Genomic DNA, 25192 nt, shown 5'->3' on the forward strand with positions numbered 1-25192 from the left:
CCGGAAAAACGGCAACCGATCGCGCGGCACGACCCGGAAGACGGCAACGGACCCACCCGAAACGGCAGTGGTCATTGCGGTCACCGGGCACGGCACCCCCCTACCGCGCCTCACTCCGGAACATCGCGGCCCCTGAGCCCTCCCCTGGATCCGCTGGATGACGTTCCGACGCGAGTGAGTTGTACGACGGTATTAATGATTGGACCAGTATGGCAAGGCCTGGAAGTGCGCCTCACGTTTTTGTCGGTTCGGCCTTTACGTACATTTGGCCGCACCCGTACTTCAACTCGAACGGATTTTCCCGGCCCGTCGGGACATTCGCTCGGTAATTCGTTCCACTGGCCGCAGTCGTACCAGCAGGAGCAGGAGAACGCTGATCGCGGTCACGGCGACGACTCCGCCGCGCCAGGACCAGCGGTGCGTGGCGAGCATGCCCTGGGCGACCAGCATGTCGATGGCGACGGCGCCCGCCAGCGCGGTGAGCGCACGGGCGAACGGGTCGAGCCCGCGCAGCGCCGGACCGATCGCCGCGGCCGGCGCGACGATCAGGAAGAGCAGCGTGAACGGGCCGCGCAGCGGCAGGCCCGAGTCGGTCAGGGCGAGCAGCGCGCCGGTCCCGGCGACGGCGGTCGCCGCGCCCGCGAGCAGTGGTCCCAGGTCCCTCCCCGGCCCTGGCCGTACCCGTGTGTCGCCCTCTGGCGGTGGTGTCTTGGGCCGTATGGTCTGCATGGCCGACTTTGCCCCCCAAGGCGTCGGATGCCGGGCTTCAATGTCGCGCAGGCGAACGCGGGGCGTCAAGCGGGTCTCCGGACCTGACCGTTCCCCGGAGACACCTGATGTCTCCTGGGGAAAAGCCGTCCAATTCCTTTACGACATCGGTCCGGTGCGCACTGGTTGAGGCCCGGAAAAGTCTTGGCATGGACACTTCCCGTCAACATGCGTAGTTGGTACGACAGTTGTGGCAGAGATCCTGCTAAAGGGAGGTTCCATGAGACGTTCCCGAATTACGGCATACGTGACTTCACTCCTCCTCGCCACCGGCCTCGGCCTCGCCGGCGCCGCAACCGAGGCGCAGGCCGCGACCGGTGGCTACGTGGCGCTCGGTGACTCGTACTCCTCCGGTGTGGGCGCCGGCAGCTACATCGGTTCGAGCGGCAGCTGCGACCGCAGCACGAAGGCCTATCCGTACCTGTGGAACGCCGCCCACAGCCCGTCCACCTTCTCGTTCCTGGCCTGTTCGGGTGCCACCACGAGCGACGTCCTCTCCGGCCAGCTCGGCACCCTCAGCTCCTCGACCACCCTGGTCTCCATCACCATCGGCGGCAACGACGCCGGTTTCGCCGACGTCATGACGACCTGTGTGCTCAGCTCCGACAGCACCTGCCTGTCCCGCATCAACACCGCCAGGGCGTACGTCGACTCCACCCTCCCCGGCAGGCTCGACAGCGTGTACGACGCCATCAGCGCCAAGGCTCCCAACGCCCGGGTCGTCGTCCTCGGCTATCCCCGCTTCTACAAGCTGGGCACGACCTGTCTCGGCCTCTCCGCGACCAAGCGCTCCGCCATAAACAACGCCGCCGACTACATCGACGCCGCGATCGCCAAGCGCGCCGCCGACCACGGCTTCGTCTTCGGCGACATCCGCACCACGTTCACCGGCCACGAGATCTGCTCCGGCAACTCCTGGCTGCACAGCGTCAACTGGCTGGACATCGGCGAGTCGTACCACCCCACCGCGTCCGGGCACTCCGGCGGCTACCTGCCGGTCCTGACCGGCAACGCGTGACTCGGGCTCGGTCGGCGCGCGCCGGGTAGTGCGCGCCGGATCAGTCCGCGCCGGATCAGCCCGAGCTCGATGGCGAAGGCGAGGAGGAGGCCCCGTCGGTCGGGGTCTCCGTCGCCCGGGTGCAGGTCACCGAGAACGGCACCGGGTCGGACGTGCCCGTCACCGGGCTGCGCACCTCGACGGCGATCGCGTCGTTCAGCGTCCCGCTGTCGGACCAGGTCGTCACCGTCACCCGGGTCTGCCGGGTCCGGCCGCCGCCGTCCGGGAAGGACAACGTCTTCCATCCCTGGTCGTCGAGCGACCCCTTCTTCAGCACCCATCGGTACTGCACCTCCGCGGGCACCCTCCCGACCGTGAACGTCGCCGTGAAGGAGGGGGCCTGCGCGTTCGGCGGCGGACAGCTTCCCGAGTAGTCGGTGCGCGATCCGGCCACGTCGACCTTCACGCTCTGCGCGGGCGCGCTGCTGCTCGCGGACGGCGAAGGCGACGTGGAGTGGTGGTCGCCGCTGCGACCGGGCGCCGGGGAGCTGAGGTTGCTCGCGGACCGACTCGGGCCCGCGTTGTCGTCGCCGCCGTCGCCACCGCCCTGGTCGAGCAGGACGTACGTCAGCCCGCCCAGCGCGAGGACGACCAGCAGCAGGCCGACGAGCAGCAGCGTTCCTGCGTTGCGGGTGCCGTCGCGACCGGACCCGGGCGGCCTGGTGTCCGCGGTGGTGGGCGTGGGGAACGGCGGTGTGGGCGACCGAGGTTGCTGCAGAGGGGCGACCCGGGTGGGGGAGTCGTACCGCCCCGGGAGCGGGACGGTGGCCGCGGTGCCGGGCGGGCCCCCGGCCGAGGGCGTGCCGCCCGCCGCGACCGACCGCAGATCCGTCTCCGCCTGTTCGGCCGACAGCCGGTGGGCCGGATCCTTGCGCAGCAGCCCCTCGATGACCGGGGCCAGCGGACCCGCGCGGTAGGGCGGGGGCAACTCCTCGTCCACCACGGCCCGGAGCGTGTTGAGCGGGGTGTCCAGCCGGAACGGCGAGGTGCCCTCCACCGCCGCGTACAGCAGCACCCCGAGGGACCAGAGGTCCGACTCGGGACCGAACGCGCGGCCCAACGCCCGCTCCGGGGCCAGGTACTCGGGAGAGCCGATCACCTCGCCGGTCATGGTCAGCGCCGAACTGCCCTCGACGGTCGCGATCCCGAAGTCGGTGAGCACCACCCGTCCGTCGTTCGACAGCAGCACGTTCCCCGGCTTCACGTCCCGGTGCAGCACCCCGGCCGCGTGCGCGGCCCGCAGCGCGGACAGCACCTCGGCGCCGACGCCGGCGGCCCGCTGCGGGGACATCGGGCCCTCGGACTCCAGGACGTCGGCGAGGGACACCCCGCGGATCAGCTCCATGACGATCCAGGGCCGTCCGCCCTCCATCGCCACGTCGTACACCGTCACCACGTTGCGGTTCGCGACCCGGGCCGCGGCCCAGGCCTCGCGCTCCAGGCGGGCGTACATCCGCTCGACGTCGGCGCCGGGCAACCCGCCCGGCGCCCGCACCTCCTTGACGGCGACCTCTCGGCCCAGCACCTCGTCCCGGGCCCGCCACACGGTGCCCATGCCGCCCTCGCCGAGGGGGGCCAACAGTCGGTAGCGGCCCGCGATCACTCGCTCACGGCCCGGCTCTTCGGTCACGGGTGCTCCCCACGGCAGCTCGCGCTGATTCATCACAAACGTAACTCAGAGCAGTGCGGATGCGGCGCCCTTGAGCACCAATCCGGCACCCAGGGCCACGACCACGAGCGCCGAGGCGAGCGGGGTGGTCCTGCGGACCAGTGTGGCCATGGGGTGGGTGGTCCACCGCGGGCGTCCGTCCAGCACCCGGGTCATTCCCGTACCCAGCTTGACGACGGCGAATCCGGCGGCGGTCAGGGTCAGTGCGAGACCGATGCCGTAGGCGACGACCAGCAGCAGTCCGAACCAGGCCTGCCCGAGGGCGGCGGCTCCGACGAGCACGACGACCGCGGAGGGGCTCGGGACCAGGCCCCCGGCGAAGCCGAGGAGGATGGTGCCGCGCAGGGTGGGGGCCGTGGCGTGGGTGTGGGTGAACCCGCCGTGACTGTGCGGCACGTCGGAGTGGCCGGCGTCGGGGGCCGCGCTTCCGGACCCCCCGTCGGCCTGAACTGCCTTGCCCTCGGACCCCGGACGGACCGGGGAGTGGGCCCGGGCGTGCTCGGGTGCGCCGACCAGGGCCGGCTCCCGCTCTCCGGCCGGCTCGTCCCGGTGGTCGTGCGCGTGTTGATGGCCGTGCGCGTGCTGATGACCGTGGTCGTGGTGGTGGTCATGGCTGTGGGCGTGGGCGTGGTCATGGGCGTGGCCGTGGCCGTGGTCGTGGCCCTGGGAATGTGTCTGCTCGTGCGCGCGGTTCCGCCATGCCCTGCGGGTCAGGTTCGCGCCCGCCGCCAGGACCATGAGGCCGCTCGCGATGCCCAGCCAGGCGATCACCGACGGCGTGGCCGCCGACCCCGCCGTCACCAGGACGCCCAGGGCCACCACGCCCAGCGTGTGGGTGACCGTGACCGACGCGGCCAGCGGGAGGACGTCACGCAGGCGGGCGCGGCCGCCGCGGGCCGCAGCCGTCGCCGCCATCAGCGTCTTGCCGTGGCCGGGTGCCAGCGCGTGCATCGCGCCGAGGCCGATCGCGATGAACAGCGCGAGCGCGGCGAAGCCGACGGTGAGGTGGTTGCGGGCGACCAGGTCGGTCAGGGCCTGGGTCCAGTGGTCGACGCCCCGGGGGAGGATCGCGGCGCCCGGGGCGTCCTGCCGTTCCTCGGCGAGGGCCGGCCCGCCCGGCCGCACGCGCAGGGACGCGGTCGTGACGTCGGCCGGGGAGGAGAGCAGATCCTTGGGGTAGCTGGTGAGTTCGTGGGAGACGGACGTCTTCGGCACGTCCGTGCCGGTCAGCGTCATCCGGTCGCCGCGCGCGGTGATCTCCCGCCAGCCGGGACCGGTGTCGGTGCCCGCGCTGTGGAAGGACAGGGCGGCCGTGCCGCCCTCGGGGAGCGGCGCGGTGAACCGGCACTCGACCCGGAGGGTGTTCAACCCGGCCTGGCCGGGCCGCAGTTCCGCGTGACTGGCGGCGACGGCGAGGGGGGTCGCCCTGCCGTCCACGGCCAGGGTGCTGCCCCCGGCCGCCGTGGCGCAGCGCTGCTCGGCCCACCCGGCCGTGCCCAGCCGCTCCAGGTCCGGCTTGGCCTGGGTCGCCGGGATCTCGGCCAGGTCCTCGACGTGGTCGACGCGGAGGTGTCCGGGGGCGGCGACCAGACCGTCGTACTTGTTGACGGTGAAGTTGCCGAGCGGGTGGGCGCTCGCGACCGTGGCCGGCAGGAGCGTGAGGCCGCAGACCACGGTGAACAGGGCGGCGGCACGGCGGCGGTTCACTTCGAGGCCTCCAGCGCCTTGCGGGCCGCACGGGCGCCGAGCGGGGAGAAGCCGGGGTTGAGGTCGAGGGCCTCGGTGAGCGCGGCCCGGCCGGCCGTCCGGTCGCCGTCGGCCAGTTCGATCATGCCCTGGTGGTACAGGAAGGAGGCGTTGCGGTAGCCGGTCGCGGTGGCCCGGCGTGCGTACGGCAGCGCCTCCTCGTCCTTGCCGTTGACGTGCAGTGCCCAGGCCAGCGCGTCGGCCGTGTGCACGGTGTGGCGGCGGGCCCACTCGGCGCGGGCGGCCTTCAGGGCCTCGCCCTTGTCGCCGTGGTCGGCGGCCGCGAGGGCGGTGTCGAGGTCGGCGTTGACGCCGTTGGCGCGGGCGAGCGCGATCCAGGCCTCGACGAGCGCGTACTGGTCCTCGGCCTTCGCCTTGTCGCCTTCGGCGCCCCGGTCCTCGTACAGCTCACCGAGTTCGACCAGGGGCTGGGGCAGGGGGTAGCGGGAGACGACCAGTTCCATGCCCTTGACGGCGTCGGCCCGGTCGCCCGTCGCCGCCTGGGCACGGGCCCGGCCCTCCAGCGCGGGGAGGTAGTTCTCGTCGGCGGTCAGCGCGCGGGCGTAGTAGTCCAGGGCGCTCCGGTAGTCGCCCTGGTTCCAGGCGAGCAGGCCGAGCTGCGCGGCCACGTACGCGATGTCGCCCTTGGAGGTGGCCGTGGACAGCGCCTGCCGGAGCACCTGCCGGGCCGTCTTCACGTCGCCCCGCAGCTCCCGTACGTACGCGTACCGGGTGAACACCGGTACGCCCGGCTTGCGCCGGTCCGCCAGGTCGGCCGCCTTCGCGGCGTCGTCGTACCGGCCGAGTTCCACCAGGGCGTCGATACGGGAGGACAGGGCGCCGGCGTTGTAGGGGTTCTGCTTCAGCGCCCGGTCCGCATAGCTGAGCGCCGGAGCGAACTGGTGCCGGGCCGCGGCGAGCGCGGCCTCGCCGGCCAGCGCCTGGTCGTTGTCCGGCGTGATCCGCAGCGCGCGCCCGAGGGACTTCTCGGCCTGCGGGTAGCGCGACGGATCGCCCTTGGTGCGGGCCTGTTCGACGTAGGCGAGGCCGAGGGTGGCCCAGCTGTCGGAGTCCTTCGGCTGGGTACGGAGATGGGCCTGGAGGGAGGCGATCGTCGTGTCGAGGTCGCCGCTCGCCAGCATCGCGGGTGACACGGCACTCGACGCGGCCATCGGCGTCCCGGCCCGCCCGGACGCCCCGAAGGCGATCGCCCCGCCGGTCAGCGCGATGGCCAGCAGCACCGCGGAGCCCGCTAGTTGGGCGCGCCGCCAGTTCCGCCCGGCGGCGGCGAAGCGGCGCAGCGCCGTGATCCGCTCGTCGTCCTTGGGATCGGCGGGCTGTTTGTCGTTCGTACCCGGGGCCATGCCCTCTCCTAGTAGCTGTCGCACGGGTGGCGCGGCCCGCTGCCGTGGGGGATTGAGTGGGAAGCGGGCCGCGCCGGCAAAGGGGGGTGTCGAGCGCCCTGAAGGGGCGCGGGGAACTGCGCGATCAGCCACGACCGGGCCCGCAGTCACCCCGCTGCCTCGACCGCGACGGCGCTCAGTACGGCCGCTGCATGCGGCGGCGCCACCAGCCGAACGCCGTACCGATCAGCAGGACGCCGGCCGCACCCGCGGCCGCGGACCCGGCGATCAGCGTCGTGTTGCTGCTGTCGGAGGTGGTCAGGGCGTCGCCCAGCGCGCTCTTCGTGCTGCTCCCGGCCGCCTTGGCGAGAGCCCCGCGCGAACCGGACGTGGGCTCGGCCACGTAGGGGAAGTACTTCTCGAAGCCCTTGTCGTTCTTGTCGACCGCGTCGCCCAGGTCGTTCTTGGAACCGACCAGTTCGCCCTCGACGACCTGCAGCGCCTCGTCGATCACGTCGTCGGTGAGCCGGCGGCCGTTCGGGAAGCCCGCGTTGTCACCGTCCAGGACACCGAGCCGCTTGGGGGCGGCGGTGGGCTTGATGGACGTGTTCAGGCGGAGCATCTCCGAGGGAGTCGCGTACGGCTGCTCCTGGTTGAGGCCCTTGACGCCCTTGAGGAACACGTCGACGAGGTCGTTGCGCGGCTCCTTCGGCGCCTTGATGTGGTAGATCGCCTCGATGAGCTTGGGCAGTTCCGGGTTGGTCACGTTCTTCAGGAACTGCGCGTCGTCCTTGGGCTGGGACGCGTTGAACTTGTCCTTGTCCTTCTGCGGGTTGACGACCTCGTTGACCAGCGGGTTGCCGAGTCGCGAGACCTGCGTGTAGTAGCCCTGCGCGTTCCTGCGCTGGGTCGTGGCGTAGATGCCGACGGTCGGACGCGAAGCCGACTGCCGGATCAGGGAGTTCGGCACCTGGAGGGCGATCGTGTTGACGTTGTAGCCCTTGAGGGTGTCCCGGCCGACCTCGCTGAGGTTGCCGCCGTACAGCAGGTCGAAGACGCGAAGGTCGGCGAAGAACGGGTCGTCCGCCTGCCCGGCGAAGGTCGCGCCGCCGCCCACCGTCTTGTAGACGGCCTGGGAACGCAGCTTCCCGTAGTCCGGCATCGACGCCTTGCCGACGTCGGAGGGGGCCGCCGGGATGTCGCTGGCGATCCTCGTCGTGTGCTGCTGGCGGCCGTTCCTGAGCTTGATCAGATCGAGGTTGTACGCCTGGGTGACGTTCAGGTCGGGGTCGGTCAGGTTGTCGACCACCCCGGTGTTGTAGAGGAACGTCTTCTTGTTCTTGATCTGGGTGCGGAAGGTGTAACGGAAGATCAGGTCGTCTTTCGCGTCACCGTTGTTGTCGACGTGGATGTCGTACTGCGCGTCGTCCGCGAACTGGTAGAAGTTCGGGCCGCCCGCCGGTTCCTCGAAGGGGATGTAGTCCGACACGATGGTCGTCGTGTCGGGCTTGTCCGGGCTGACGAACGCGTACAGGTCGGTGTTGTCGTACTGGGGAGTGCCCGAGATGAGCGGGGCCTCCCGGTGGGAGGAGGCGGAGGCCGCTCCCGGAGCCAGCGCGGCGACGCCGGCGGCTGTGATCCCGCCGGTGGCCAGTGCCCCACATATGAGCGTGACAAGGCCCTTGCGCCCCGCGCCGCTCCTGGAGATAAGAGGTGTCATGCCGTCCGTCCCTCGGTCCCAACTTGCTTGACGGACGGGTATACGGAGCGGGGCGGCCGTTTGGATTGGTCGGAAGAAAAAATTCTTTTCTTCCTGCTCGACCCGCGTTTTCGGTCCCCGCGTACGTACTTCTGCCGGAGGTGCGTCAGTTGCGAATGCCTGGTGTGGGGGGACGGGCCGGGTGCGGCCACAGGAGGGGGAGCGGGGTGGAGGCGGACGAACTGCTGGTGCTCGTCGCGGCCGGCGACCAGAAGGCGTTCGAGGACCTCTACGGACTGGTGTCCGGCCCGGTGTTCGGACTCGTACGACGTGTGGTCCGCGACCCCGCCCAGTCCGAGGAGGTGTCCCAGGAGGTGCTCCTCGAACTCTGGCGCTCCGCACCCAAGTTCGATCCGGCCCGGGGCAGCGCCCTGTCCTGGATCCTCACCCTGGCCCACCGTCGCGCCGTCGACCGGGTGCGCAGCGCCCGCGCGGCCGGCGAACGCGAGCAGCGCGAGGCGCTGCGCGTGGGCGAACCGGCCTTCGACCAGGTCGCCGAGGAGGTGGAGGCCGGCCTGGAGCGCGAATGGGTGCGCCGCTGTCTGGACCGCCTCACCGCCCTCCAGCGCCAGTCGGTCACCCTCGCCTACTACGACGGCTACACCTACCGTGAGGTGGCCGAGCGGCTCAAACTCCCGCTGGGCACGGTCAAGACGCGGATGCGTGACGGACTCACCCGGCTGCGTGACTGCCTGGGAGGTGCCGCATGAGCCTGGTCGGCCGTCTGCTGCACCGCGAGGACCTGCACTCGCTGGCCGCGCCGTACGCCCTGGACGCCCTGGAGCCCGGCGAACGGCGCCGCTTCGAGAAACACCTGGCGGGCTGTGACCGGTGTGCCGCCGAGGTCCGGGCGCTGACCGAGGACGCGGTACGGCTGGCCTGGTCCACGGCCGCCCCGCCGCCCCTCGCCATGCGCGACCGGGTGCTGGCCGCCGTACGCGCCACCCCGCAGGCCCCGGCCCCCGCCCGGGAGCACGTCCCCAACCTGCCGCCGCACGTCTGGGGCGCGCAGCCCCCGCCGCCGCGCAGACGGCAGCGCCCGCTGTTCGTGCCGTTCGCCACCGCCACCGCGGCCGCCGCGCTGGTCGTCGCCTCGCTCTTCGCGGTGCAGGCCGGCCGGACCCAGGACCGGCTGGACGCCGAGCGGGCCCAGTCACGTGAGATCGCCCACGTCCTGGCCGCGACCGACGCCCGCGCGGTCAGCGGCAGGGACGCTCAGGGGCGAAGTATCGGAGCGGTGGCCTCCGCATCGGAGGGGCAGGCCGTCGTCACGCTCAGCGGATACGGCACTCTTTCGAAGGGGCGCGTGCATCAGCTCTGGCTCATGCGCCCCCACGCGCAACCGCGCTCCCTCGGGCTCTTCCGGCCCGACACGCCCTTGGTCGCCACGGGTCTCGACAAATCCGCGACGTCACTCGCCGTAACCGTGGAGCCCGCGGGCGGCTCTCCGCAGCCCACCAGCCAGCCACTTGTCCAACTCGCCCTGAAATCGGTTGGATTCGGAGAGTAATCAAAGAGGGGTCGTCAACAGCCTTGCGGGGAAGGTGAATCCTGTGACCGCGATACACGAGTGCCCCATCGGGGCGATAGGGTTACCCTGCCCGGGCCGGGTGGACTCGTACGGGTGGGGAGTGACATGGATCAGATAACACGCAGCAGGGCGAGGGTTCCTGCGATCACCTGCGGGACCAGCGCGACCAGTTCGCGTCTCGACCGCCATCTGTCGGTGCTGGCGGGTCCCGCCATACCGCAGCAGCAGGCGATCGAGGCGACGTCACTGATGCGTGAGCTGACCGCGCGTGAACCCGCGCGGCGCAGCGACCGGGGCGCGCGGGTCAGCCGTGTCTCCCTCTTCGCTCCGCTGCGCCGACTGCGCCGTTCGCTCTTCGGCGGCAGCGGCAAGCACTGACTCCGGGCCCGCGCTCAGGCGGCCACACCGTCCCGGCGTAGCGCTGCTGTCTCCGCGTCCGTCATCCCCACGGCACGCAGCAGCGCATCGGTGTGCTGTCCGAGTGCGGGTACCTCCCCCATCCGCGCCTCGTCCCCGCCCGGCAGCGTGATGGGGGGCAGCAGCGCCCGCAACGGCCCGACCGGCGAACCCACCTCCCGCCACCGCTCCCGGGCCGCCAGCTGCGGGTGCTCCGCCAGCTCGGCCAGGTCCCGCAGCCGCGCGCAGGCGATGCCCGCCGCCTCCAGCCGCGCCACCGCCACGTCGGCGCCGACCGTGCCGAGCGCCGCCCCGACCAGCTCGTCGGTGCGCGCCCGGTTCGCCACCCGCGCCGCGTTCGTCGCGAACGCCGGATCCGAACCCAACTCCGGCTTCCCCAACACCTGTTCGGCCAGTCGCCGCCACTCCCGGTCGTTCTGCACCGACAGCAGCACCCGCCCGCCGTCCCCGGTCGGATAGGCGTCGTACGGCGCGATCACCGCGTGCGCCAGACCGGTGCGCTCGGGCGCGGTGCCGCCGTGCAGGGTGTGGTGCAGCGGATGCCCCATCCACTCGGCCAGCGCCTCCAGCATGGACACCTCCACCGGCCCGCCCCGCCCGGTCGTCCCGCGCCGCACCAGGGCCGCGAGGACACCCGAGAAGGCGTACATGCCCGCCGCGATGTCCGCCGCCGGGATCCCGGCCTTCACCGGCTCGTCCGGCGTCCCGGTGACCGACACCAGCCCCGCCTCGCACTGCACGAGCATGTCGTACGCGCGTTTGCCGGCGTACGGCCCGGACGCGCCGTACCCGGACACGTCCACGGCGACCAGACGGGGGTGCGCCGCGCACAGCGTGGCCGCGTCGAGGCCGAGCCGGGCCGCGGCCCCCTGGGCGAGGTTCTGCACGAACACGTCGGCGCCCGCGACGAGGCGTCGTACGACGTCCAGTCCGCGCGGGTCCTTGAGGTCCAGCGCGATGGACTCCTTGCCCCGGTTGCACCACACGAAGTGCGAGGCGAGTCCCCGGGCGGCGGTGTCGTAGCCGCGCGCGAAGTCGCCGCCGTCGATCCGCTCGACCTTGACGACCCGGGCGCCGAGGTCGGCGAGCTGCCGGGTGGCGAAGGGAGCGGCCACCGCCTGTTCGACGGCTACCACTGTGATGCCCTGGAGGGGCAGAGGGTCCATGGGCGGCGTCCTTGTCTGCGGTGGGTGGCGGCTCGTCACGGGTTCCCGGTGCCGGTCCCGGGGTCACAGGAGCGTCAGCTGACCCGCCGGTCCCTCCTCGGTGTGCTCGAGGATCGAGGCCGGCCTGCGGGACGCCTCCGGCGGCGGGAGCACGTCCGCCGCCCTCAGGTCCGTCGCCGTGATCCCGGTGTCGAACTCCAGCCCGGCCTGCTGGGACCGTACCTCCGCCAGCAGCGCGAGGACCGTGATCAGCTCCAGCAGTTCCGACGTCCAGGACTGGGGCCAGGCCGCGGCGGTGACCGCCGCCAGCGTCCCCGGGGCCGCCGGCCCCGCCGTCCGCGCGGTGAACCACGACTCCAGGACCCGTGCGTCCCCCACCGTGAAGTCCCAGGCCTCCTGCGGCACCGGAGAGACGCGGCCCTCGTCGATGTGGAGGGCCTCCTCCTCCGGGACGTAGCGGACGGTGAGCGGCCGGGCCGGGAGCGGGGCGCGGACGTAGGGGCGGCGGCCGCCCGGCAGTTTCGGGCGTTCGCCGTCGCGGCGCAGCAGCCACAGGGCCCGGTGGCCCAGCCGGACGCCCCGGGCCCACAGACCGGGGTCCGCGGTGAGCGGGACCGTGTGGTCCGGCCGGGCCGTCGCCAGCGCCCAGGCCAGTACGTCAGGCGCGGCGAGGTCGTGGCCGAGCCGGCCGGCGAGGTGTTCCAGCAGGCCCGGCGCCAGGTTGGGTTCCGCCCCGCCCGGCCGGCGGTACAGCGGGCGGATCCGGCCCGCCCGGAGCGTGGGCGGCAGCGAGGTCGCCAGCAGCGGCATGCCCTCCGCCGACTCCACCGCGAAGACCTGGTGGCCGTCGGCGACCCGCCACAACTCGGGCCGGGCCGCGTCGATCAGGCGGTGGTCCGGGATCAGCCACTGTTCGTCGAAGGGGGCGGCGAGGACACGGACCGGGTCCGCGCACGGGCCCGAGGCCCGCGCCAGCCGCTCGGTGCCGGTCGGCTGCCCCGGCAGCTGGGGCACCGCCGAGTGGACCGTCCGGGCGCGCGTCGGCTCGAACAGGGCCTCGCGCTCGGCGCCCTCGGCCCGCAGGAACGCGCTCCAACGGGCCTTGAGGGTCGCCGGATCGGGGGCCGTCGGCCACCCCCGGCCGAGCCGTAGTGGTGCGACGGACCACGGCATGAGGTCCGCCAGCAGCGGAGCGTCGTCGTGCGTCACGCCCGGCATCGTACGACGACTTCAGGTGGCGTCGAGGGTGACCGTGAAGGAGAAGCGGTCGCCCCGGTAGTGGATGACGGCCAGGTCCAGGACCCGGCCGGCGGTGTCGTAGGTGACTCCCGTGTAGTGCAGGATCGGGCTGAGGAGGGGGACCCGCAGCAGCCGGGCCGTCTCCGGGTCGGCCAGCCGGGCCTCGACCGTGTCCGTGATACGGCTGATGTCCGCGCCGACCACGTCCCGGAGCACCTTGGTCATGGGGCGGCGGGCCAGGTCCTCCGGGTCGATGCGGGCGGCCAGTTCGGGGCGGACGTGGTTGCGGGCGTGGTTGGTCGGCTCGCCCGTCTGCTCGTCGATGCGCAGCCGGTGGTACGTCGCCACCTCGTCGAGGTCCGGGAAGAACTCGGTCAGTTCCCCGGACACCGGTGCCGTGCCGTGGTCCAGCAGTTCGGCCGTCATGCCGGACTGCTGGGCCACGATCGCGTCCACCGAGCCGAGGAGCCGAACCGGAGTGCCCCGCCGGACGTCCGGCTCGATGAACGTGCCCCGGCGCCGGTGCCGGCTGATCAGGCCCTCGTCCTCCAGCTCCTTCAGTGCCTGGCGCATGGTCAGCACGCTCACGCCGTAGTGCTCCGCCAGCTGCTCCTCGGTGGGCAGCCGCAGCGGGTCCCGGGGCGAGCGGCCCAGTATCGAGGCGCGCAGTGACTGCGACACCTGATACCAGAGCGGCAGCTTGCGGTTCAGGACGATCGAGTCCGGGGCGAAGGAGGTCACGGGCCATCCGTACCGGTAGGGGATCTTCAGTGCAAGGGCCGGAAATGGCGCTCCAGGCCCTGCCACACGTCGTCGTAGCGCTGTTGCAGGTGCCCGGCGGACGCCGCCTGCTCGGTGAGTGTCACCGGCCAGCGGGTCTCGAACATGAAGGCGAGGCCGTCGTCGATCTTGTGCGGACGCAGTTCGGCCGTGCTGGCCCGGTCGAACGTCTCCCGGTCCGGGCCGTGCGCCGACATCATGTTGTGCAGGGAGCCGCCGCCCGGCACGAAGCCCTCGGCCTTGGCGTCGTAGGCGCCCTCGACCAGACCCATGTACTCGCTCATCACGTTCCGGTGGAAGTACGGCGGCCGGAAGGTGTTCTCGCCGACCAGCCAGCGGGGCGCGAAGACCACGAAGTCGACCCCCGCCAGGCCGGGTGTGTCCGACGGGGAGGTGAGCACCGTGAAGATCGACGGGTCGGGGTGGTCGTAGGAGATGCTGCCGATCACATTGAAGCGGCGCAGATCGTAGAGGTAGGGCACATGTGTGCCGTGCCATGCGACGACATCCAGCGGGGAGTGGTCGTAGGTGGCGGTCCACAGGTGGCCGCAGAACTTGTTGACCACCTCCACCGGACCCTCCAGGTCCTCGTAGGCGGCCACGGGGGCCTGGAAGTCCCGGGCGTTGGCGAGGCCGTTGGCGCCGATCGGGCCCAGGTCGGGCAGGCGGAAGGGCGCGCCGTAGTTCTCGCACACATAACCGCGGGCGGTGGCGTCCAGCAGGTCCACACGGAACCTGACCCCACGGGGGATCAGCGCCACATGTCCCGGCTCCACACGCAGCAGCCCGAACTCCGTGCGCAGCAGCAGCCCGCCGCGCTCGGGGACGATCAGCAGCTCGCCGTCCGCGTCCGAGAAGACGCGCTCCATCGAGGAGTCGGCGTGATACAGGTGTACGGCCATGCCGGTCCGCTGGGTCGCGTCACCGTTGCCGCCGAGCGTCCACAGTCCCGCCAGGAAGTCCGTGCCCGGCGTGGGATCCGGCAGCGGGTTCCAGCGCAGCCGGTTCGGGTCCGGCGCCACCTCGGTGAAGGGGCCGGTGCGCAGCGCGCCGTCACCGGCGGCCCGGGTGAACGCGGGGTGCGCGGCAGAGGGGCGGATCCGGTACAGCCAGGAGCGGCGGTTGGCGGCCCGCGGTTCGGTGAAGGCCGTACCGCTGAGCTGCTCGGCGTACAGGCCGAGCGGGGCGCGCTGCGGGGAGTTGCGGCCCTCGGGCAGGGCGCCCGGCACGGCCTCGGAGGCGTGCTCGTTGCCGAACCCCGAGAGGTACGTCAGCCCCTCGGCGGTTTTGCGCGCTTCCTCACGCTCGAACACGCTCGCGCGGGAGGTGCCCCCATCGCTCATGATCGCTCCTTGGACCGGTACGTACCTGATTCCTATGCATCACCGTAGGATTGCGGCGGGGCAGGTGCAAGAGGGCCGGGATCATCCCCGCGGGGGACGGCGGGAACCCGACTCCAGGGGGATCCGGTCTCCGGCGCGCTGTTCTACGCTCCCGGGCATGTCGTGGACGCGCGGACTGCCCGGCGCGCTCGCGGTCTGCGTGCTGCTGCCGGTCGCGGCGGCGGGTTGCGGGTCCGGAGCGGCGCACGGGGAGCGGGGGACGGGGTCGCCCTCGCCGGTGGGCAGGATCCTCGACGACACGGACGAGGACGGACGCCACTACCGGGAGGCCGGCGGCAAGCAGGCGCCCGAGGTGGACACGGTGATCACGCCCGACGCCGCCGGAGGCTGGGACGTACGGCTCGACGTGCACCGCTTCCGCTTCTCCCGGGCCGGCACCGCGGCGCGGGCGGTCGCCGGGCGCGGTCTCGCCTACCTCTTCGTGGACGACGGCCTGGTGACCCGGCTGCGCACCCCCGGATACCACCTCCCCGCCGGGCTCGTCCCGCACGGCACCCACCGCGTCACCGCCCGCCTCTACGCGGACGACGGCACGGTGTGGGCGGTCCGGGGCGAACCGGTGGAGAGCACGGCGGACATCACGGCGTCCGGCGCGGAGCGGGCCACCCCGACGGCGGCAGCGGCGCACCGCCCGGATGAGTGCATGGGCCATCCGTCTCCGTACCTGGGGGCGAGGTTCACCTGATCCCCGCGGAAAGGCATCATGAAGCCCGTGCCCCCAGCGCCCCCGCTTCGCAAAGCTCCCGTCCAGCGCCGCAGCGCGGAACGGCTGACCAGGATTCTCGACGCCTGCGCCGACCTCCTCGACGAGGTGGGCTACGAGGAGCTGAGCACCCGGGCCGTCGCGGTGCGCGCCGGGGTGCCCATCGGCTCGGTCTACCGCTTCTTCGGCAACAAGCGGCAGATGGTCGACGCCCTCGCCCAGCGCAACCTGGAGCGCTACACCGAGCAGGTCGCCGAGCGGCTCAAGGACGCGCCCGAGGGCGACTGGCGGGGTGCCATGGACGCGGTGCTGGACGAGTACCTGGCGATGAAGCGCACCGCGCCCGGCTTCTCGCTCGTCGACTTCGGCAACCAGATCCCGGTCGGCGCCCGCCACGCCGAACCCAACCGCAGGGTCGCCGACCGCCTCACCGACCTGCTCTCCGGCTACATCGGCCGGGCCCCGGACGAGGCTCTGCGCCGCACCTTCCTGGTGGCCGTGGAGACCGCGGACACTCTGGTCCACCTCTCCTTCCGGATGGACCCGGAGGGCGACGAGACGATCATCTCGGAGACCCGGGAGCTGCTGCGGGCCTACCTGGCGCGGGTACTGGACTGACCCCCCGGCGTCGGCGGGGGGGGCGGGAATCGTGTCCGGGACCGTCCGGCCCGCTCCGCGGAGGACTTCACCATGGCGCCCGGCAGGTACGGGGGCCGGCCGGAGGGCGCCGGAACGGCGGTCCGGCACCGCGGACCGGCGCGGCGGCCGCGGCGTGGGGGCTCGGCATGGGGCTCGGCGTTGCGCCGCTTGAGCGATATCTGACGGCGCGTCGGATGTCGTTGCCGCGGGTCGCGGAGTGCATGGGTGACAGTCCAGACGAAAGGTCGATTTGTATGAAAATCGTCTAACTCGGAGGAGCTTGCATGCCCACGCTCACAATGCCACGCGCCGCCGGTACCCGCGCGGGCGCCACCGTCGTCCTCACCGCCATCGCCGCGGCCGGCGCGTCGTGGGTGGCGGCGCCGATCGCGATGGCGCAGGGGGAGAACGGCGACATCCGGATCCACCGGGTGGGCGTGCCCTTCGGCGTCTCGAAGGACGACCCGGCGGTCTGCAGGTTCTACCTCGACGCCGTCAACTTCGACGTCCTCACCGCCATCGCCTACACCATCACCCCGCAGCCGCCGCTGCCGACCGCCGCCACCGTCGCCGGCACCGTCCAACTCGCGGGCGGTGCCGGGCACACCGACCCGCTGGGTCTGGCGGACGGCCAGTACAAGATCGCGTGGGTCGTGGGCGGCGCGCTGAAGGAGAAGGTCTTCCGGGTCAACTGCCATGACGTCAAGCCGGACGGGGCGCAGGGCCCGAACGGCCAGGGCGGCCCGAACGGCCCCGGCGGCCAGCACGATCAGAACGGCCAGGGCGGCGGCCCGGGCGGGCAGATCGAGGACAACCAGCGGGGCGACTCCTGGACGCAGGGCGACGACCACGGCGGCCCGCAGGGCGGTGTGCACGCGGGTGGCGGCGGCCTCGCCGACACGGCGGCCGCGTTCTCGCCCCTGGCCGCCGCCACCGCCGTGGGTCTGGTCGCGGCCAGCGGCGTGGTGTACGTCCGGCTGATCCGCCGGCGGCCCCATGGCGCCGCGTAGGCGCGGACGCAGGCCCTGGTACCGGACCCGCGCCTACCGCCTCGCGAGGACAGCCCTGCTGGCGATCGTCCTGGTGACGGCGGTCCGGTGCTGGGGAGCCGACGGGTCGGACGGGTCGGACGCCCTCGCGGCGGACGGCCCGGGCGCGGGCCGCAACGGGGCCGACGGGCCGCCGCCCCGCCCGTTGCCCCGGTCCCGGCCGACGTCGATGCGCATCCCCTTCCTGGGCGTCGACGCGCCGGTGACCGGGGTCCGGCTGGACCGCGGACGGCAGTTGGAGACACCGCCGGTCGACGACCCGAAGCTGATCGGCTGGTTCGAGGGCGGCGCGACGCCGGGCGAATCCGGCCTCGCGGTCGCCGTCGGCCACCGCGACACCAGGACGGGGCCCGCCGTCTTCGCGGCACTCGCCCAGGTCGAACCCGGCAAGCGGATCGAGGCCGACCGCGCGGACGGCCGTACCGCCGTGTACACCGTGGACCGGGTGAAGGTCTACGACAAGGTCGGCTTCCCGAGCCAGGAGGTGTACGGCCGGACCCGGCGTCCCGAACTCCGGGTCATCACCTGCGGCGGACTCTTCAGCCGTACGACGGGCTACACCAGCAACGTCGTGGTCTTCGCCCATCTCACCGCGACCAAGTGACCGGGTGGTGCGGGCGGTTGCCCGCACCACCCCCGCCGCGCCCGCGCGGGCCGGTCGCGCGGTTCCCCGCGCCCCGGAGGTGCGCTTCCCCGCGCTCCCGGAGGTGCGCTTCCCCTCGGCCTGGACGGGTGAATCCCGGCCGGAATCGGGGACCCGGCCGGCGCGAACCCCCTAAAAAAAGGGGCATGTCTGCTCATCTGCTTCGCAACCGGTCGGCGCTCGCGCTGGCCGGTGTCCTGCTCGCCGGCGTCCCCGCCGCCTACACCGCGCTGGCGGACGACCGGCCCGCGGCCGTGCCCGCGCGCGGCAAGGCCTACGTCGAGACCCGGCTCTTCTTCGGCACCGCCCGGCCGGACGGCGGACCCGCCGTCACCGACCGGCAGTTCTCCGCCTTCGTCGACAGGGAGGTCACCCCCGGCTTCCCCGACGGCCTCACCGTGCAGAGCGGGCGCGGGCAGTGGCGGGACGCGCACGGCACGATCGAGAAGGAACGGTCGTACGAACTGATCCTGCTGTACCCCGAGTCGGCGGCCGGGCGCGGTGACCGGAGGATCGAGGAGATCCGGCGGGCCTACGAGAAGGCTTTCGGCCAGGAGAGCGTGGGGCGGGTGGACGAACGCGCCCGGGTCGACCTCTGATGGTCCCGTCGCCACCCGTCCGCGGCCCCGCGGGGTCTCTGGCGCCGAAAAACTATCGCCGCTAGTTTGTGTGGTCGCAGACCAAGCCCCGCCGGGAGGACGCAGTATGAAGGCACACGACGGCCTGTACATCGACGGCGCCTGGCGCGCCGCCGAGAGCGATGACGTGATCGAGGTCGTGAACCCGGTCGACGAGCAGGTCATCGGCCGGGTCCCGGCGGCCGGCGCGCTGGACGTCGACACCGCCGTGCGTGCCGCCCGTGCCGCCCTCCCGGCCTGGGCCGCCACCCCGCCCGCCGAGCGGGCCGCCCGGCTCGGCGCGCTCCGCGACGCGCTGGCGGCCCGCAAGGACGAGATCGCCGCGACGGTCACCGCGGAACTGGGCGCGCCGCCGCAGTTCGCGCAGGCCGTGCACGCCGGGCTGCCGATCGCGGTGGCCGGTTCCTACGCCGAACTGGCCGCGACCCACCCCTTCGAGGAGAAGGTCGGCAACTCCACCGTCCACCAGGAGCCGGTCGGCGTGGTCGGCGCGATCACCCCCTGGAACTACCCGTTGCACCAGATCGTCGCCAAGGTCGCCCCGGCGCTGGCGGCCGGCTGCACGGTCGTGCTCAAACCCGCCGAGGACACCCCGCTCACCGCCCAGCTGTTCGCCGAGACGGTGGCCGAGGCCGGCTTCCCGGCCGGTGTGTTCAACCTGGTCACCGGCCTCGGACCGGTGGCCGGGCAGGCCCTCGCCGAGCACCCCGGCGTGGACCTGGTCTCCTTCACCGGCTCCACCGCCGTCGGCAGGCAGATCGGCGCGACGGCCGGGGCGGCCGTGAAGAAGGTGGCCCTGGAACTGGGCGGCAAGTCCGCCAACGTCATCCTGCCGAGCGCCGATCTGGCCAAGGCCGTCAACGTCGGCGTGGCCAACGTGATGTCCAACTCCGGTCAGACGTGCAGCGCCTGGACACGGATGCTGGTGCACACCGACCAGTACGCGCAGGCGGTGGAACTGGCGGCGGCCGCCGCCGCGAAGTACGCGGACCGCATCGGGCCGCTCGTCAGCGCCGGGCAGCGGACCCGCGTGCGCGGTTACATCGAGAAGGGCGTCGCGGAAGGCGCCCGGCTGGTCGCGGGCGGTCCCGAGACCACGCGCGAGCGGGGCTACTTCGTCAGCCCGACCGTGTTCGCCGACGTCACTCCCGAGATGACGATCGCGCAGGAGGAGATCTTCGGCCCGGTGCTGTCGATCCTGCGGTACACGGACGAGGAGGACGCGTTGCGGATCGCCAACGGCACGGTCTACGGGCTCGCGGGTGCCGTCTGGGCCGGGGACGAGGCGGAGGCGGTGTCCTTCGCCCGGCGCATGGAGACCGGACAGGTCGACATCAACGGCGGGCGTTTCAACCCCCTGGCCCCGTTCGGCGGTTACAAGCAGTCGGGCGTCGGCCGGGAACTCGGCGCGCACGGCCTCGCCGAGTACCTCCAGACCAAGTCCCTCCAGTTCTGAGGAGGCCGCTCCGATGCCTGCCAAGGTCCGAGCCGCCGTACTGCCCGCCGTGGGCGCCCCGCTCACGGTCACCGAGATCGAACTCCCGGACCCCGGCCCCGGCCAGGTCCGGATCCGCCTCGCCGCCGCCGGTGTCTGCCACTCCGACCTGTCCCTGTCCGACGGCACCATGCGGGTGCCGGTCCCGGCGGTCCTCGGCCACGAGGGCGCGGGCACGGTCCTGGCCGTGGGCGAGGGGGTGACCCGGCTGTCACCCGGGGACCCGGTCGTCCTCAACTGGGCACCCTCCTGCGGAAAGTGCCACGCCTGCTCGCTCGGCGAGGTCTGGCTGTGCGTCGACGCCCTGGCCGGCGCCGCCGGCGTGTACGCCCGCGCGGCGGACGGCACCGACCTGCACCCCGGCCTGAACGTCGCCGCGTTCGCCGAGGAGACGGTGGTCGCGGAGTCCTGCGTCCTGCCGCTGCCCGACGGCATCCCGCTCACCGACGCGGCCCTCCTCGGCTGCGCGGTGCTCACCGGCTACGGCGCCGTCCACAACTCGGCGCGCGTCCGGGAGGGCGAGACCGTCGCGGTGTTCGGCGTCGGCGGGGTGGGTCTGGCCGCGGTGCAGGCGGCCCGGATCGCGGGCGCGTCCCGGATCGTCGCGGTGGACGTCTCCCCGGCCAAGGAGGAACTGGCCAGGGCGGCCGGTGCCACCGACTACGTGGTCGCCTCCGACACCACGCCCCGGGCGATCCGGGCCCTCACCGGCCGACAGGGCGTCGACGTCTCCGTGGAATGCGCCGGCCGCGCGGTCAGCATCCGCGCGGCCTGGGAGTCCACCCGCCGGGGCGGTCGTACGACGGTGGTCGGCATCGGCGGCAAGAGCGAGCAGGTCACCTTCAACGCCCTGGAGCTCTTCCACTGGGGCCGCACCCTGTCCGGCTGCGTCTACGGCAACTCGGACCCCGCCCACGACCTGCCGGTGCTCGCCGAGCACGTCCGGGCCGGCCGCCTGGACCTCGGCGCGCTGGTGACGGAGCGGACCACGCTGGAGGGCATCCCGGCGGCGTTCGAGAACATGCTGGCGGGCAAGGGCGGCCGGGCCCTGGTCGTGTTCTGACCCCTGGGTTCGCAGCCGGCGTCGCGGGCCGGTGAACTTTCCGGTCGCGGCACCGGGTGCCCCCTCACGGCACCTGTTCGGAGTGCGGCTCCCCGGCCGCCGGCACGGCACGGGGAGCCCGCGTCCGGGCCCGCGAACGCGACACCGCCACACCGGCCAGGCACAGCACCCCGCCGACCAGGGTGACCGGCCCCGGCACCTCGCCGAGCGCCAGCCAGGACATCAGCACGACCAGCGCCGGCACCGCGTACGTCGTCGCGCCCATCCGGCTCGCGGTGGTCCGGGCGAGGGCGTACGCCCAGGTCGTGAAGGCGAGCGCGGTCGGGAAGACCCCGAGGTAGACCATGTCGAGGGTCGCGGACAGGGGTGCGTGTGCCACCTGGTGGACCAGCTGCCCGGCGAACGGCACAGTGGCCACGGTGCCGACGAGGCAGCCGTACGTCGTCACCTGGAGGGCGCTCGCCCGGGCCAGGGCGGGCTTCTGGGAGACCACGCCGGCCGCGTAGGCGACCGCCGCGAGCAGGCACAGTACGACGCCGAGCACCGAGGAGCCGCCACCGCCGGCCATCGACAGTCCCACGGTCACGGCACCCGCGAACGACACCGCCATCCCCGCGAGCAGCCGGGGCGGCATCGGGTCGCCGAGCAGCCGGGCGCCGAGCAGGGCGATCAGCAGGGGGCCGACGTTCACCACGAGGGCGGCGGTCCCGGCGTCCACCTGCTGCTCGCCCCAGTTCAGGGCCACCATGTAGAAGCCGAACCACAGCACACCGGATATCGCGATGCCCCGCCAGGCGGACCGGGGCGGCAGCCCCTCGCGCCGCACGAGGCAGAGCAGCCCGAGGGCCAGGGACCCGGAGAGCAGGCGGCCGAGGGCCAGCGCGCCGGGGGAGTAGGAGTCCCCCGCACTCCGGATCGCCACGAAGGCGGAGGCCCACAGCACGACGGTGACGACGGCGGCGAGGGCCGGGAGGGCGGGGAAGGAGGGGAGCGGCGGGCGGCCGGCGGGGGCGGAGGCGGCGGGATCGTTCATGGCACCGAGAGTAGGGAGCGGGGGCGGCCGCGGGCTCGCGGATTTCGGACGGGGTGGTGGCGAGCGGGGGCCCGGACGGCCCTACGCGTTCCGCCCCACCGCCGAGAATTGCTCCTGCAACCCGTCCAGCAGCGCCCGCAGCCCCGTCTCGAACGCGCGCTCGTCGATCTTCTCCTGCTGGTCCGCCAGCAGGTGCGCCTGGCCGAGGTGGGGATAGTCGGCCGGATCGTAGGCGCCGGCGTCGTCCACGAACCCGCCGGCGAACGACCCCAGCGCGGACCCCATGACGAAGTACCGCATCAGCGCACCGATCGACGTCGCCTGGGCCGGCGGCCAGCCCGCGTCCACCATCGCCCCGTAGACCGCGTCCGCGAGCCGCAGTCCGGCGGGGCGGCGGCCGGGGCCGCGGGCCAGGACCGGCACGATGTTCGGGTGGTCGCGGAGCGCGGTCCGGTAGGACACCGCCCAGTCGTGCAGCGCGGTCCGCCAGTCCCGGCCGGCACCGCCCCCGAACATCGACAGGTCGACCTGCGCGCTCACCGAGTCCGCCACCGCCTCCAGGATCTCGTCCTTGGTGCGGAAGTGGTTGTAGAGCGAGGGCCCGCTCACCCCGAGCTCGGCCGCGAGCCGACGGGTGGAGACGGCTGCCAGGCCTTCCGCGTCCACGAGTTCCCGTGCCACCCGGACGATCCGGTCGGTGCTGAGGAGGGGCTTGCGCGGTCGGGCCATGGCGCACATAGTAGGGCTGTACCAATAAACTAGCAGTGCTAATTTAAATGTGAGGTGATCACATGGTGGACCTGGGACTCAGCGAGGAGCAGACCGCCGTACGCCGGCTCGCCCGGGACTTCGTCGAGCGCGAGATCGCCCCGCACGTCATCGCCTGGGACCGCGCCGAGGAGGTGGACCGGGGAATCGTGAAGAAGCTCGGCGAGGTCGGCTTCCTCGGCCTGACGATCGACGAGGAGTACGGCGGCTCGGGCGGCGACCACCTGTCGTACTGCCTGGTCACCGAGGAACTCGGCCGCGGGGACTCCTCCGTGCGCGGAATCGTCTCGGTCTCCCTGGGGCTGGTCGCCAAGACCGTCGCCGCCTGGGGCGACGAGGAGCAGAAGCGGCAGTGGCTGCCGGGACTGACCTCCGGCGACCTGGTCGGCTGCTTCGGCCTGACCGAGCCCGGTACCGGCTCGGACGCGGGCAACCTCACCACCCGTGCCGTCCGCGACGGCGACGACTACGTGGTCAACGGCGCCAAGATGTTCATCACCAACGGCACCTGGGCCGACGTGGTCCTGCTCTTCGCCCGCTCCACCGACGCGCCCGGCCACAAGGGCGTCTCCGCCTTCCTGGTGCCGGCCGACACCCCCGGACTGACCCGCCGCACGGTCCACGGCAAGCTCGGCCTGCGCGGCCAGGCCACCGCTGAACTCGTCCTGGAGGACGTCCGGGTGCCCGCCGCCGCCATGCTCGGACCCGAGGGCAAGGGCTTCTCGGTCGCCATGTCGGCACTGGCCAAGGGCCGGATGTCGGTCGCCGCGGGCTGTGTCGGCATAGCGCAGGCCGCACTGGACGCGGCCGTGGGCTACGCGGCCGAGCGCGAACAGTTCGGCACCCCGATCGCCGGCCACCAGCTGGTCCAGGAACTCATCAGTGACATCGCCGTCGACGTGGACGCCGCCCGGCTGCTGACCTGGCGGGTCGCCGATCTGGTCGACCGCGGCCTGCCGTTCGCCACCGAGGCCTCCAAGGCCAAGCTCTTCGCCTCCGAGGCCTCCGTGCGCGCCGCCAGCAACGCCCTCCAGGTCTTCGGCGGGTACGGCTACATCGACGAGTACCCGGTCGGCAAACTCCTGCGGGACGCCCGGGTGATGACCCTCTACGAGGGCACCAGCCAGATCCAGAAGCTGCTCATCGGTCGGGCCCTGACCGGCGTTTCGGCGTTCTGAGTACGTCCCTGAGTATTCCGGCGGATGTGGCGCGGGCCACGTCCGGCGATGCTCGGTCCATGAGTGAGACACCCGTCAGACAGCAGAACACCGCCGCCTTCTACGGGCAGGCCGTCGCCTCCTTCGCCCTCGCCATGACGGCGACCTGCATCGGCATCTTCCGGCTGCACGCCGACGCCTGGGTGCGCGGCTTCCTGGCCATCGCCGTCCTCTACCTGGTCACCTCCGCCTTCACGCTCGCGAAGGTCGTCCGCGACCGCCAGGAGGCCGGGCAGATCGTCAGCCGGGTCGACCAGGCCCGGCTGGAGAAGCTGCTCGCCGAGCACGACCCCTTCGACAAGCTCTGACCCGCCCCGAGCTGCCGGACAAGCCCTGAGCGGGCACACTAAGCGCCCGCTCAGCTTCGGCGGTATGGTGGAGCTCCGGTACCGAGAGGGGCGAGCGAGCGATGAGTACGGCGGAGGAGACGACCGGCGGCGAGGTCGAGCCGTGGGACGAGGTCACCCCTGACGCGGCCCGGCGGCTGCTGGTCGCGGCCGTGGAGGCCTTCGCCGAGCGCGGCTACCACGCCACCACCACGCGTGACATCGCGGGCCGCGCCGGCATGAGCCCTGCCGCGCTCTACATCCACTACAAGACCAAGGAAGAGCTGCTCCACCGGATCAGCCGCATCGGTCACGACAAGGCCCTGGAGATCCTCCAGACGGCGGCCCGGCGCGAGGGCACCGCCGCCGAGCGGCTCGCGGACGGCGTCAGCTCCTTCGTCCGCTGGCACGCCGGGCGGCGCACCACCGCCCGGGTCGTGCAGTACGAGCTGGACGCCCTCGGCCCCGGCGCCCGCGGCGAGATCCTCGACCTCCGCCGCCAGGTCGACGCCGAGGTGCGCGGGATCATCGAGGACGGCGTCGCGTCCGGCGAGTTCGACGTCATCGACGTCCACGGCACCACGCTCGCGGTGCTCTCCCTGTGCATCGACGTCGCCCGCTGGTTCAACGTGGACGGCCCCCGCACACCCGAGCAGGTCGGCGAGCTCTACGCCGACCTCGTGCTCCGGATGGTGGGGGCCGGGTGACCGCGGCGGACCGGGCGAGCCCGGAAGCCGGCC

25 protein-coding genes are annotated in these 25192 nt (G+C 72.8%); 14 read left to right on the top strand and 11 right to left on the bottom strand.

The features are described 5' to 3' along the window. Window positions 1-282: 282 nt before the first annotated feature. Window positions 283-729 (bottom strand): hypothetical protein, encoded by a 447-nt coding sequence (locus ACFY3I_RS20645; RefSeq protein ID WP_390861883.1) that lies wholly within the window; start codon window positions 727-729, stop codon window positions 283-285. A gap of 259 nt (window positions 730-988) precedes the next feature. Between ACFY3I_RS20645 and ACFY3I_RS20650 the strand changes: the two genes are divergently transcribed. After that, complete coding sequence (locus ACFY3I_RS20650; protein ID WP_365288062.1) at window positions 989-1786, top strand: SGNH/GDSL hydrolase family protein; 798 nt, start codon at window positions 989-991, stop codon at window positions 1784-1786. Between the two features lie 55 nt (window positions 1787-1841). Here the strand turns inward: ACFY3I_RS20650 and ACFY3I_RS20655 are convergent, their stop codons facing one another. Genes ACFY3I_RS20655 through ACFY3I_RS20670 form a run of 4 tightly spaced genes read right to left on the bottom strand, consistent with a single transcriptional unit; the run spans window position 1842 to window position 8303 of the window. Beyond that, window positions 1842-3455: a serine/threonine-protein kinase gene (locus tag ACFY3I_RS20655; protein WP_390861884.1), complete on the bottom strand. Its 1614-nt coding sequence runs from the start codon at window positions 3453-3455 to the stop codon at window positions 1842-1844. Between the two features lie 45 nt (window positions 3456-3500). Beyond that, entirely contained in the window at window positions 3501-5201 is a 1701-nt protein-coding gene (locus tag ACFY3I_RS20660; RefSeq protein ID WP_390861885.1) for a nickel transporter, read from the bottom strand. After that, window positions 5198-6754 (bottom strand): tetratricopeptide repeat protein, encoded by a 1557-nt coding sequence (locus tag ACFY3I_RS20665; protein WP_390861886.1) that lies wholly within the window; start codon window positions 6752-6754, stop codon window positions 5198-5200. Before ACFY3I_RS20665 ends, ACFY3I_RS20660 begins: the two co-directional genes overlap by 4 nt. Window positions 6755-6779: 25 nt before the next feature. After that, on the bottom strand, window positions 6780-8303 hold the full coding sequence (locus ACFY3I_RS20670; RefSeq protein WP_390861887.1) for a DUF4331 domain-containing protein: 1524 nt from the start codon (window positions 8301-8303) through the stop codon (window positions 6780-6782). 206 nt (window positions 8304-8509) lie between these two features. On the opposite strand from ACFY3I_RS20670, the gene ACFY3I_RS20675 reads away from it, so the two are divergent. From ACFY3I_RS20675 to ACFY3I_RS20685, 3 genes are all read left to right on the top strand, one after another. Further along, window positions 8510-9052 (top strand): sigma-70 family RNA polymerase sigma factor, encoded by a 543-nt coding sequence (locus ACFY3I_RS20675; RefSeq protein WP_390861888.1) that lies wholly within the window; start codon window positions 8510-8512, stop codon window positions 9050-9052. Beyond that, a complete protein-coding gene (locus ACFY3I_RS20680; RefSeq protein WP_390861889.1) occupies window positions 9049-9852 on the top strand; it encodes an anti-sigma factor domain-containing protein in 804 nt (267 codons plus the stop codon). The genes ACFY3I_RS20675 and ACFY3I_RS20680 overlap by 4 nt, the downstream gene beginning before the upstream one ends. Window positions 9853-9978: 126 nt before the next feature. Then, complete coding sequence (locus ACFY3I_RS20685; protein ID WP_365288048.1) at window positions 9979-10251, top strand: hypothetical protein; 273 nt, start codon at window positions 9979-9981, stop codon at window positions 10249-10251. A 14-nt stretch (window positions 10252-10265) separates the two neighbouring features. Here the strand turns inward: ACFY3I_RS20685 and ACFY3I_RS20690 are convergent, their stop codons facing one another. From ACFY3I_RS20690 to hmgA, 4 genes are all read right to left on the bottom strand, one after another. After that, window positions 10266-11456, bottom strand: coding sequence for a CaiB/BaiF CoA transferase family protein (locus ACFY3I_RS20690; protein WP_390861890.1), 1191 nt, complete (start codon window positions 11454-11456; stop codon window positions 10266-10268). Between the two features lie 63 nt (window positions 11457-11519). Further along, on the bottom strand, window positions 11520-12674 hold the full coding sequence (locus ACFY3I_RS20695) for a type ISP restriction/modification enzyme (RefSeq protein ID WP_390861891.1): 1155 nt from the start codon (window positions 12672-12674) through the stop codon (window positions 11520-11522). A 12-nt stretch (window positions 12675-12686) separates the two neighbouring features. Beyond that, entirely contained in the window at window positions 12687-13436 is a 750-nt protein-coding gene (locus ACFY3I_RS20700) for a GntR family transcriptional regulator (RefSeq protein WP_390861892.1), read from the bottom strand. A gap of 26 nt (window positions 13437-13462) precedes the next feature. Beyond that, a complete protein-coding gene (gene hmgA, locus ACFY3I_RS20705) occupies window positions 13463-14818 on the bottom strand; it encodes a homogentisate 1,2-dioxygenase (protein ID WP_365288040.1) in 1356 nt (451 codons plus the stop codon). A gap of 157 nt (window positions 14819-14975) precedes the next feature. Here hmgA and ACFY3I_RS20710 point away from each other — a divergent pair, with 157 nt between their 5' ends. The 7 genes from ACFY3I_RS20710 (at window position 14976) to ACFY3I_RS20740 (ending at window position 21108) form a co-directional block, all read left to right on the top strand. Next, window positions 14976-15563, top strand: a complete 588-nt coding sequence (locus tag ACFY3I_RS20710) for a hypothetical protein (RefSeq protein ID WP_390861893.1) — start codon at window positions 14976-14978, stop codon at window positions 15561-15563. An 18-nt stretch (window positions 15564-15581) separates the two neighbouring features. Next, the gene (locus ACFY3I_RS20715) at window positions 15582-16199 is read left to right on the top strand and encodes a TetR/AcrR family transcriptional regulator (protein ID WP_365288036.1); all 618 of its coding nucleotides are present in this window, start codon (window positions 15582-15584) and stop codon (window positions 16197-16199) included. 305 nt (window positions 16200-16504) lie between these two features. After that, complete coding sequence (locus tag ACFY3I_RS20720) at window positions 16505-17230, top strand: hypothetical protein (RefSeq protein WP_390861894.1); 726 nt, start codon at window positions 16505-16507, stop codon at window positions 17228-17230. Beyond that, window positions 17217-17873 (top strand): class F sortase, encoded by a 657-nt coding sequence (locus ACFY3I_RS20725; protein ID WP_390861895.1) that lies wholly within the window; start codon window positions 17217-17219, stop codon window positions 17871-17873. Before ACFY3I_RS20720 ends, ACFY3I_RS20725 begins: the two co-directional genes overlap by 14 nt. 185 nt (window positions 17874-18058) lie before the next feature. Continuing rightward, window positions 18059-18511, top strand: a complete 453-nt coding sequence (locus ACFY3I_RS20730) for a DUF3574 domain-containing protein (protein ID WP_390861896.1) — start codon at window positions 18059-18061, stop codon at window positions 18509-18511. Window positions 18512-18617: 106 nt separating this feature from the next. Then, a complete protein-coding gene (locus ACFY3I_RS20735; RefSeq protein WP_390861897.1) occupies window positions 18618-20006 on the top strand; it encodes an aldehyde dehydrogenase family protein in 1389 nt (462 codons plus the stop codon). Window positions 20007-20019: 13 nt separating this feature from the next. Further along, window positions 20020-21108, top strand: a complete 1089-nt coding sequence (locus tag ACFY3I_RS20740) for a Zn-dependent alcohol dehydrogenase (protein ID WP_390861898.1) — start codon at window positions 20020-20022, stop codon at window positions 21106-21108. A gap of 64 nt (window positions 21109-21172) precedes the next feature. Here ACFY3I_RS20740 and ACFY3I_RS20745 read toward each other — a convergent pair whose 3' ends face one another. Continuing rightward, window positions 21173-22141 (bottom strand): DMT family transporter, encoded by a 969-nt coding sequence (locus ACFY3I_RS20745; protein ID WP_390861899.1) that lies wholly within the window; start codon window positions 22139-22141, stop codon window positions 21173-21175. Between the two features lie 81 nt (window positions 22142-22222). Beyond that, complete coding sequence (locus ACFY3I_RS20750; RefSeq protein ID WP_390861900.1) at window positions 22223-22870, bottom strand: TetR/AcrR family transcriptional regulator; 648 nt, start codon at window positions 22868-22870, stop codon at window positions 22223-22225. Window positions 22871-22935: 65 nt separating this feature from the next. Between ACFY3I_RS20750 and ACFY3I_RS20755 the strand changes: the two genes are divergently transcribed. The 3 genes from ACFY3I_RS20755 to ACFY3I_RS20765 all read left to right on the top strand — a co-directional run bounded on the left by ACFY3I_RS20755 (window position 22936) and on the right by ACFY3I_RS20765 (window position 25159). After that, window positions 22936-24087: an acyl-CoA dehydrogenase family protein gene (locus ACFY3I_RS20755; protein WP_365288200.1), complete on the top strand. Its 1152-nt coding sequence runs from the start codon at window positions 22936-22938 to the stop codon at window positions 24085-24087. A 59-nt stretch (window positions 24088-24146) separates the two neighbouring features. Beyond that, window positions 24147-24434, top strand: a complete 288-nt coding sequence (locus ACFY3I_RS20760) for a YiaA/YiaB family inner membrane protein (protein WP_365288020.1) — start codon at window positions 24147-24149, stop codon at window positions 24432-24434. Between the two features lie 101 nt (window positions 24435-24535). After that, window positions 24536-25159 carry a TetR/AcrR family transcriptional regulator gene (locus ACFY3I_RS20765; protein WP_365288018.1) on the top strand — a complete coding sequence of 208 codons (624 nt, stop codon included), beginning with the start codon at window positions 24536-24538 and terminating at the stop codon, window positions 25157-25159. Window positions 25160-25192 lie beyond the last annotated feature (33 nt).

The organism is Streptomyces sp. NPDC001068, from assembly GCF_042897315.1.
Taxonomy (GTDB): domain Bacteria; phylum Actinomycetota; class Actinomycetes; order Streptomycetales; family Streptomycetaceae; genus Streptomyces.

What these genes read in the sequence shown, in the direction of transcription:
- ACFY3I_RS20645 (WP_390861883.1), bottom strand. Translation starts at nt 729, where the DNA reads ATGCAGACCATACGGCCCAAGACACCACCGCCAGAGGGCGACACACGG.
- ACFY3I_RS20650 (WP_365288062.1), top strand. Translation starts at nt 989, where the DNA reads ATGAGACGTTCCCGAATTACGGCATACGTGACTTCACTCCTCCTCGCC.
- ACFY3I_RS20670 (WP_390861887.1), bottom strand. Translation starts at nt 8,303, where the DNA reads ATGACACCTCTTATCTCCAGGAGCGGCGCGGGGCGCAAGGGCCTTGTC.
- ACFY3I_RS20680 (WP_390861889.1), top strand. Translation starts at nt 9,049, where the DNA reads ATGAGCCTGGTCGGCCGTCTGCTGCACCGCGAGGACCTGCACTCGCTG.
- ACFY3I_RS20685 (WP_365288048.1), top strand. Translation starts at nt 9,979, where the DNA reads ATGGATCAGATAACACGCAGCAGGGCGAGGGTTCCTGCGATCACCTGC.
- ACFY3I_RS20690 (WP_390861890.1), bottom strand. Translation starts at nt 11,456, where the DNA reads ATGGACCCTCTGCCCCTCCAGGGCATCACAGTGGTAGCCGTCGAACAG.
- ACFY3I_RS20695 (WP_390861891.1), bottom strand. Translation starts at nt 12,674, where the DNA reads ATGCCGGGCGTGACGCACGACGACGCTCCGCTGCTGGCGGACCTCATG.
- hmgA (WP_365288040.1), bottom strand. Translation starts at nt 14,818, where the DNA reads ATGAGCGATGGGGGCACCTCCCGCGCGAGCGTGTTCGAGCGTGAGGAA.
- ACFY3I_RS20710 (WP_390861893.1), top strand. Translation starts at nt 14,976, where the DNA reads ATGTCGTGGACGCGCGGACTGCCCGGCGCGCTCGCGGTCTGCGTGCTG.
- ACFY3I_RS20715 (WP_365288036.1), top strand. Translation starts at nt 15,582, where the DNA reads ATGAAGCCCGTGCCCCCAGCGCCCCCGCTTCGCAAAGCTCCCGTCCAG.
- ACFY3I_RS20720 (WP_390861894.1), top strand. Translation starts at nt 16,505, where the DNA reads ATGCCCACGCTCACAATGCCACGCGCCGCCGGTACCCGCGCGGGCGCC.
- ACFY3I_RS20725 (WP_390861895.1), top strand. Translation starts at nt 17,217, where the DNA reads ATGGCGCCGCGTAGGCGCGGACGCAGGCCCTGGTACCGGACCCGCGCC.
- ACFY3I_RS20730 (WP_390861896.1), top strand. Translation starts at nt 18,059, where the DNA reads ATGTCTGCTCATCTGCTTCGCAACCGGTCGGCGCTCGCGCTGGCCGGT.
- ACFY3I_RS20735 (WP_390861897.1), top strand. Translation starts at nt 18,618, where the DNA reads ATGAAGGCACACGACGGCCTGTACATCGACGGCGCCTGGCGCGCCGCC.
- ACFY3I_RS20740 (WP_390861898.1), top strand. Translation starts at nt 20,020, where the DNA reads ATGCCTGCCAAGGTCCGAGCCGCCGTACTGCCCGCCGTGGGCGCCCCG.
- ACFY3I_RS20745 (WP_390861899.1), bottom strand. Translation starts at nt 22,141, where the DNA reads ATGAACGATCCCGCCGCCTCCGCCCCCGCCGGCCGCCCGCCGCTCCCC.
- ACFY3I_RS20750 (WP_390861900.1), bottom strand. Translation starts at nt 22,870, where the DNA reads ATGGCCCGACCGCGCAAGCCCCTCCTCAGCACCGACCGGATCGTCCGG.
- ACFY3I_RS20760 (WP_365288020.1), top strand. Translation starts at nt 24,147, where the DNA reads ATGAGTGAGACACCCGTCAGACAGCAGAACACCGCCGCCTTCTACGGG.
- ACFY3I_RS20765 (WP_365288018.1), top strand. Translation starts at nt 24,536, where the DNA reads ATGAGTACGGCGGAGGAGACGACCGGCGGCGAGGTCGAGCCGTGGGAC.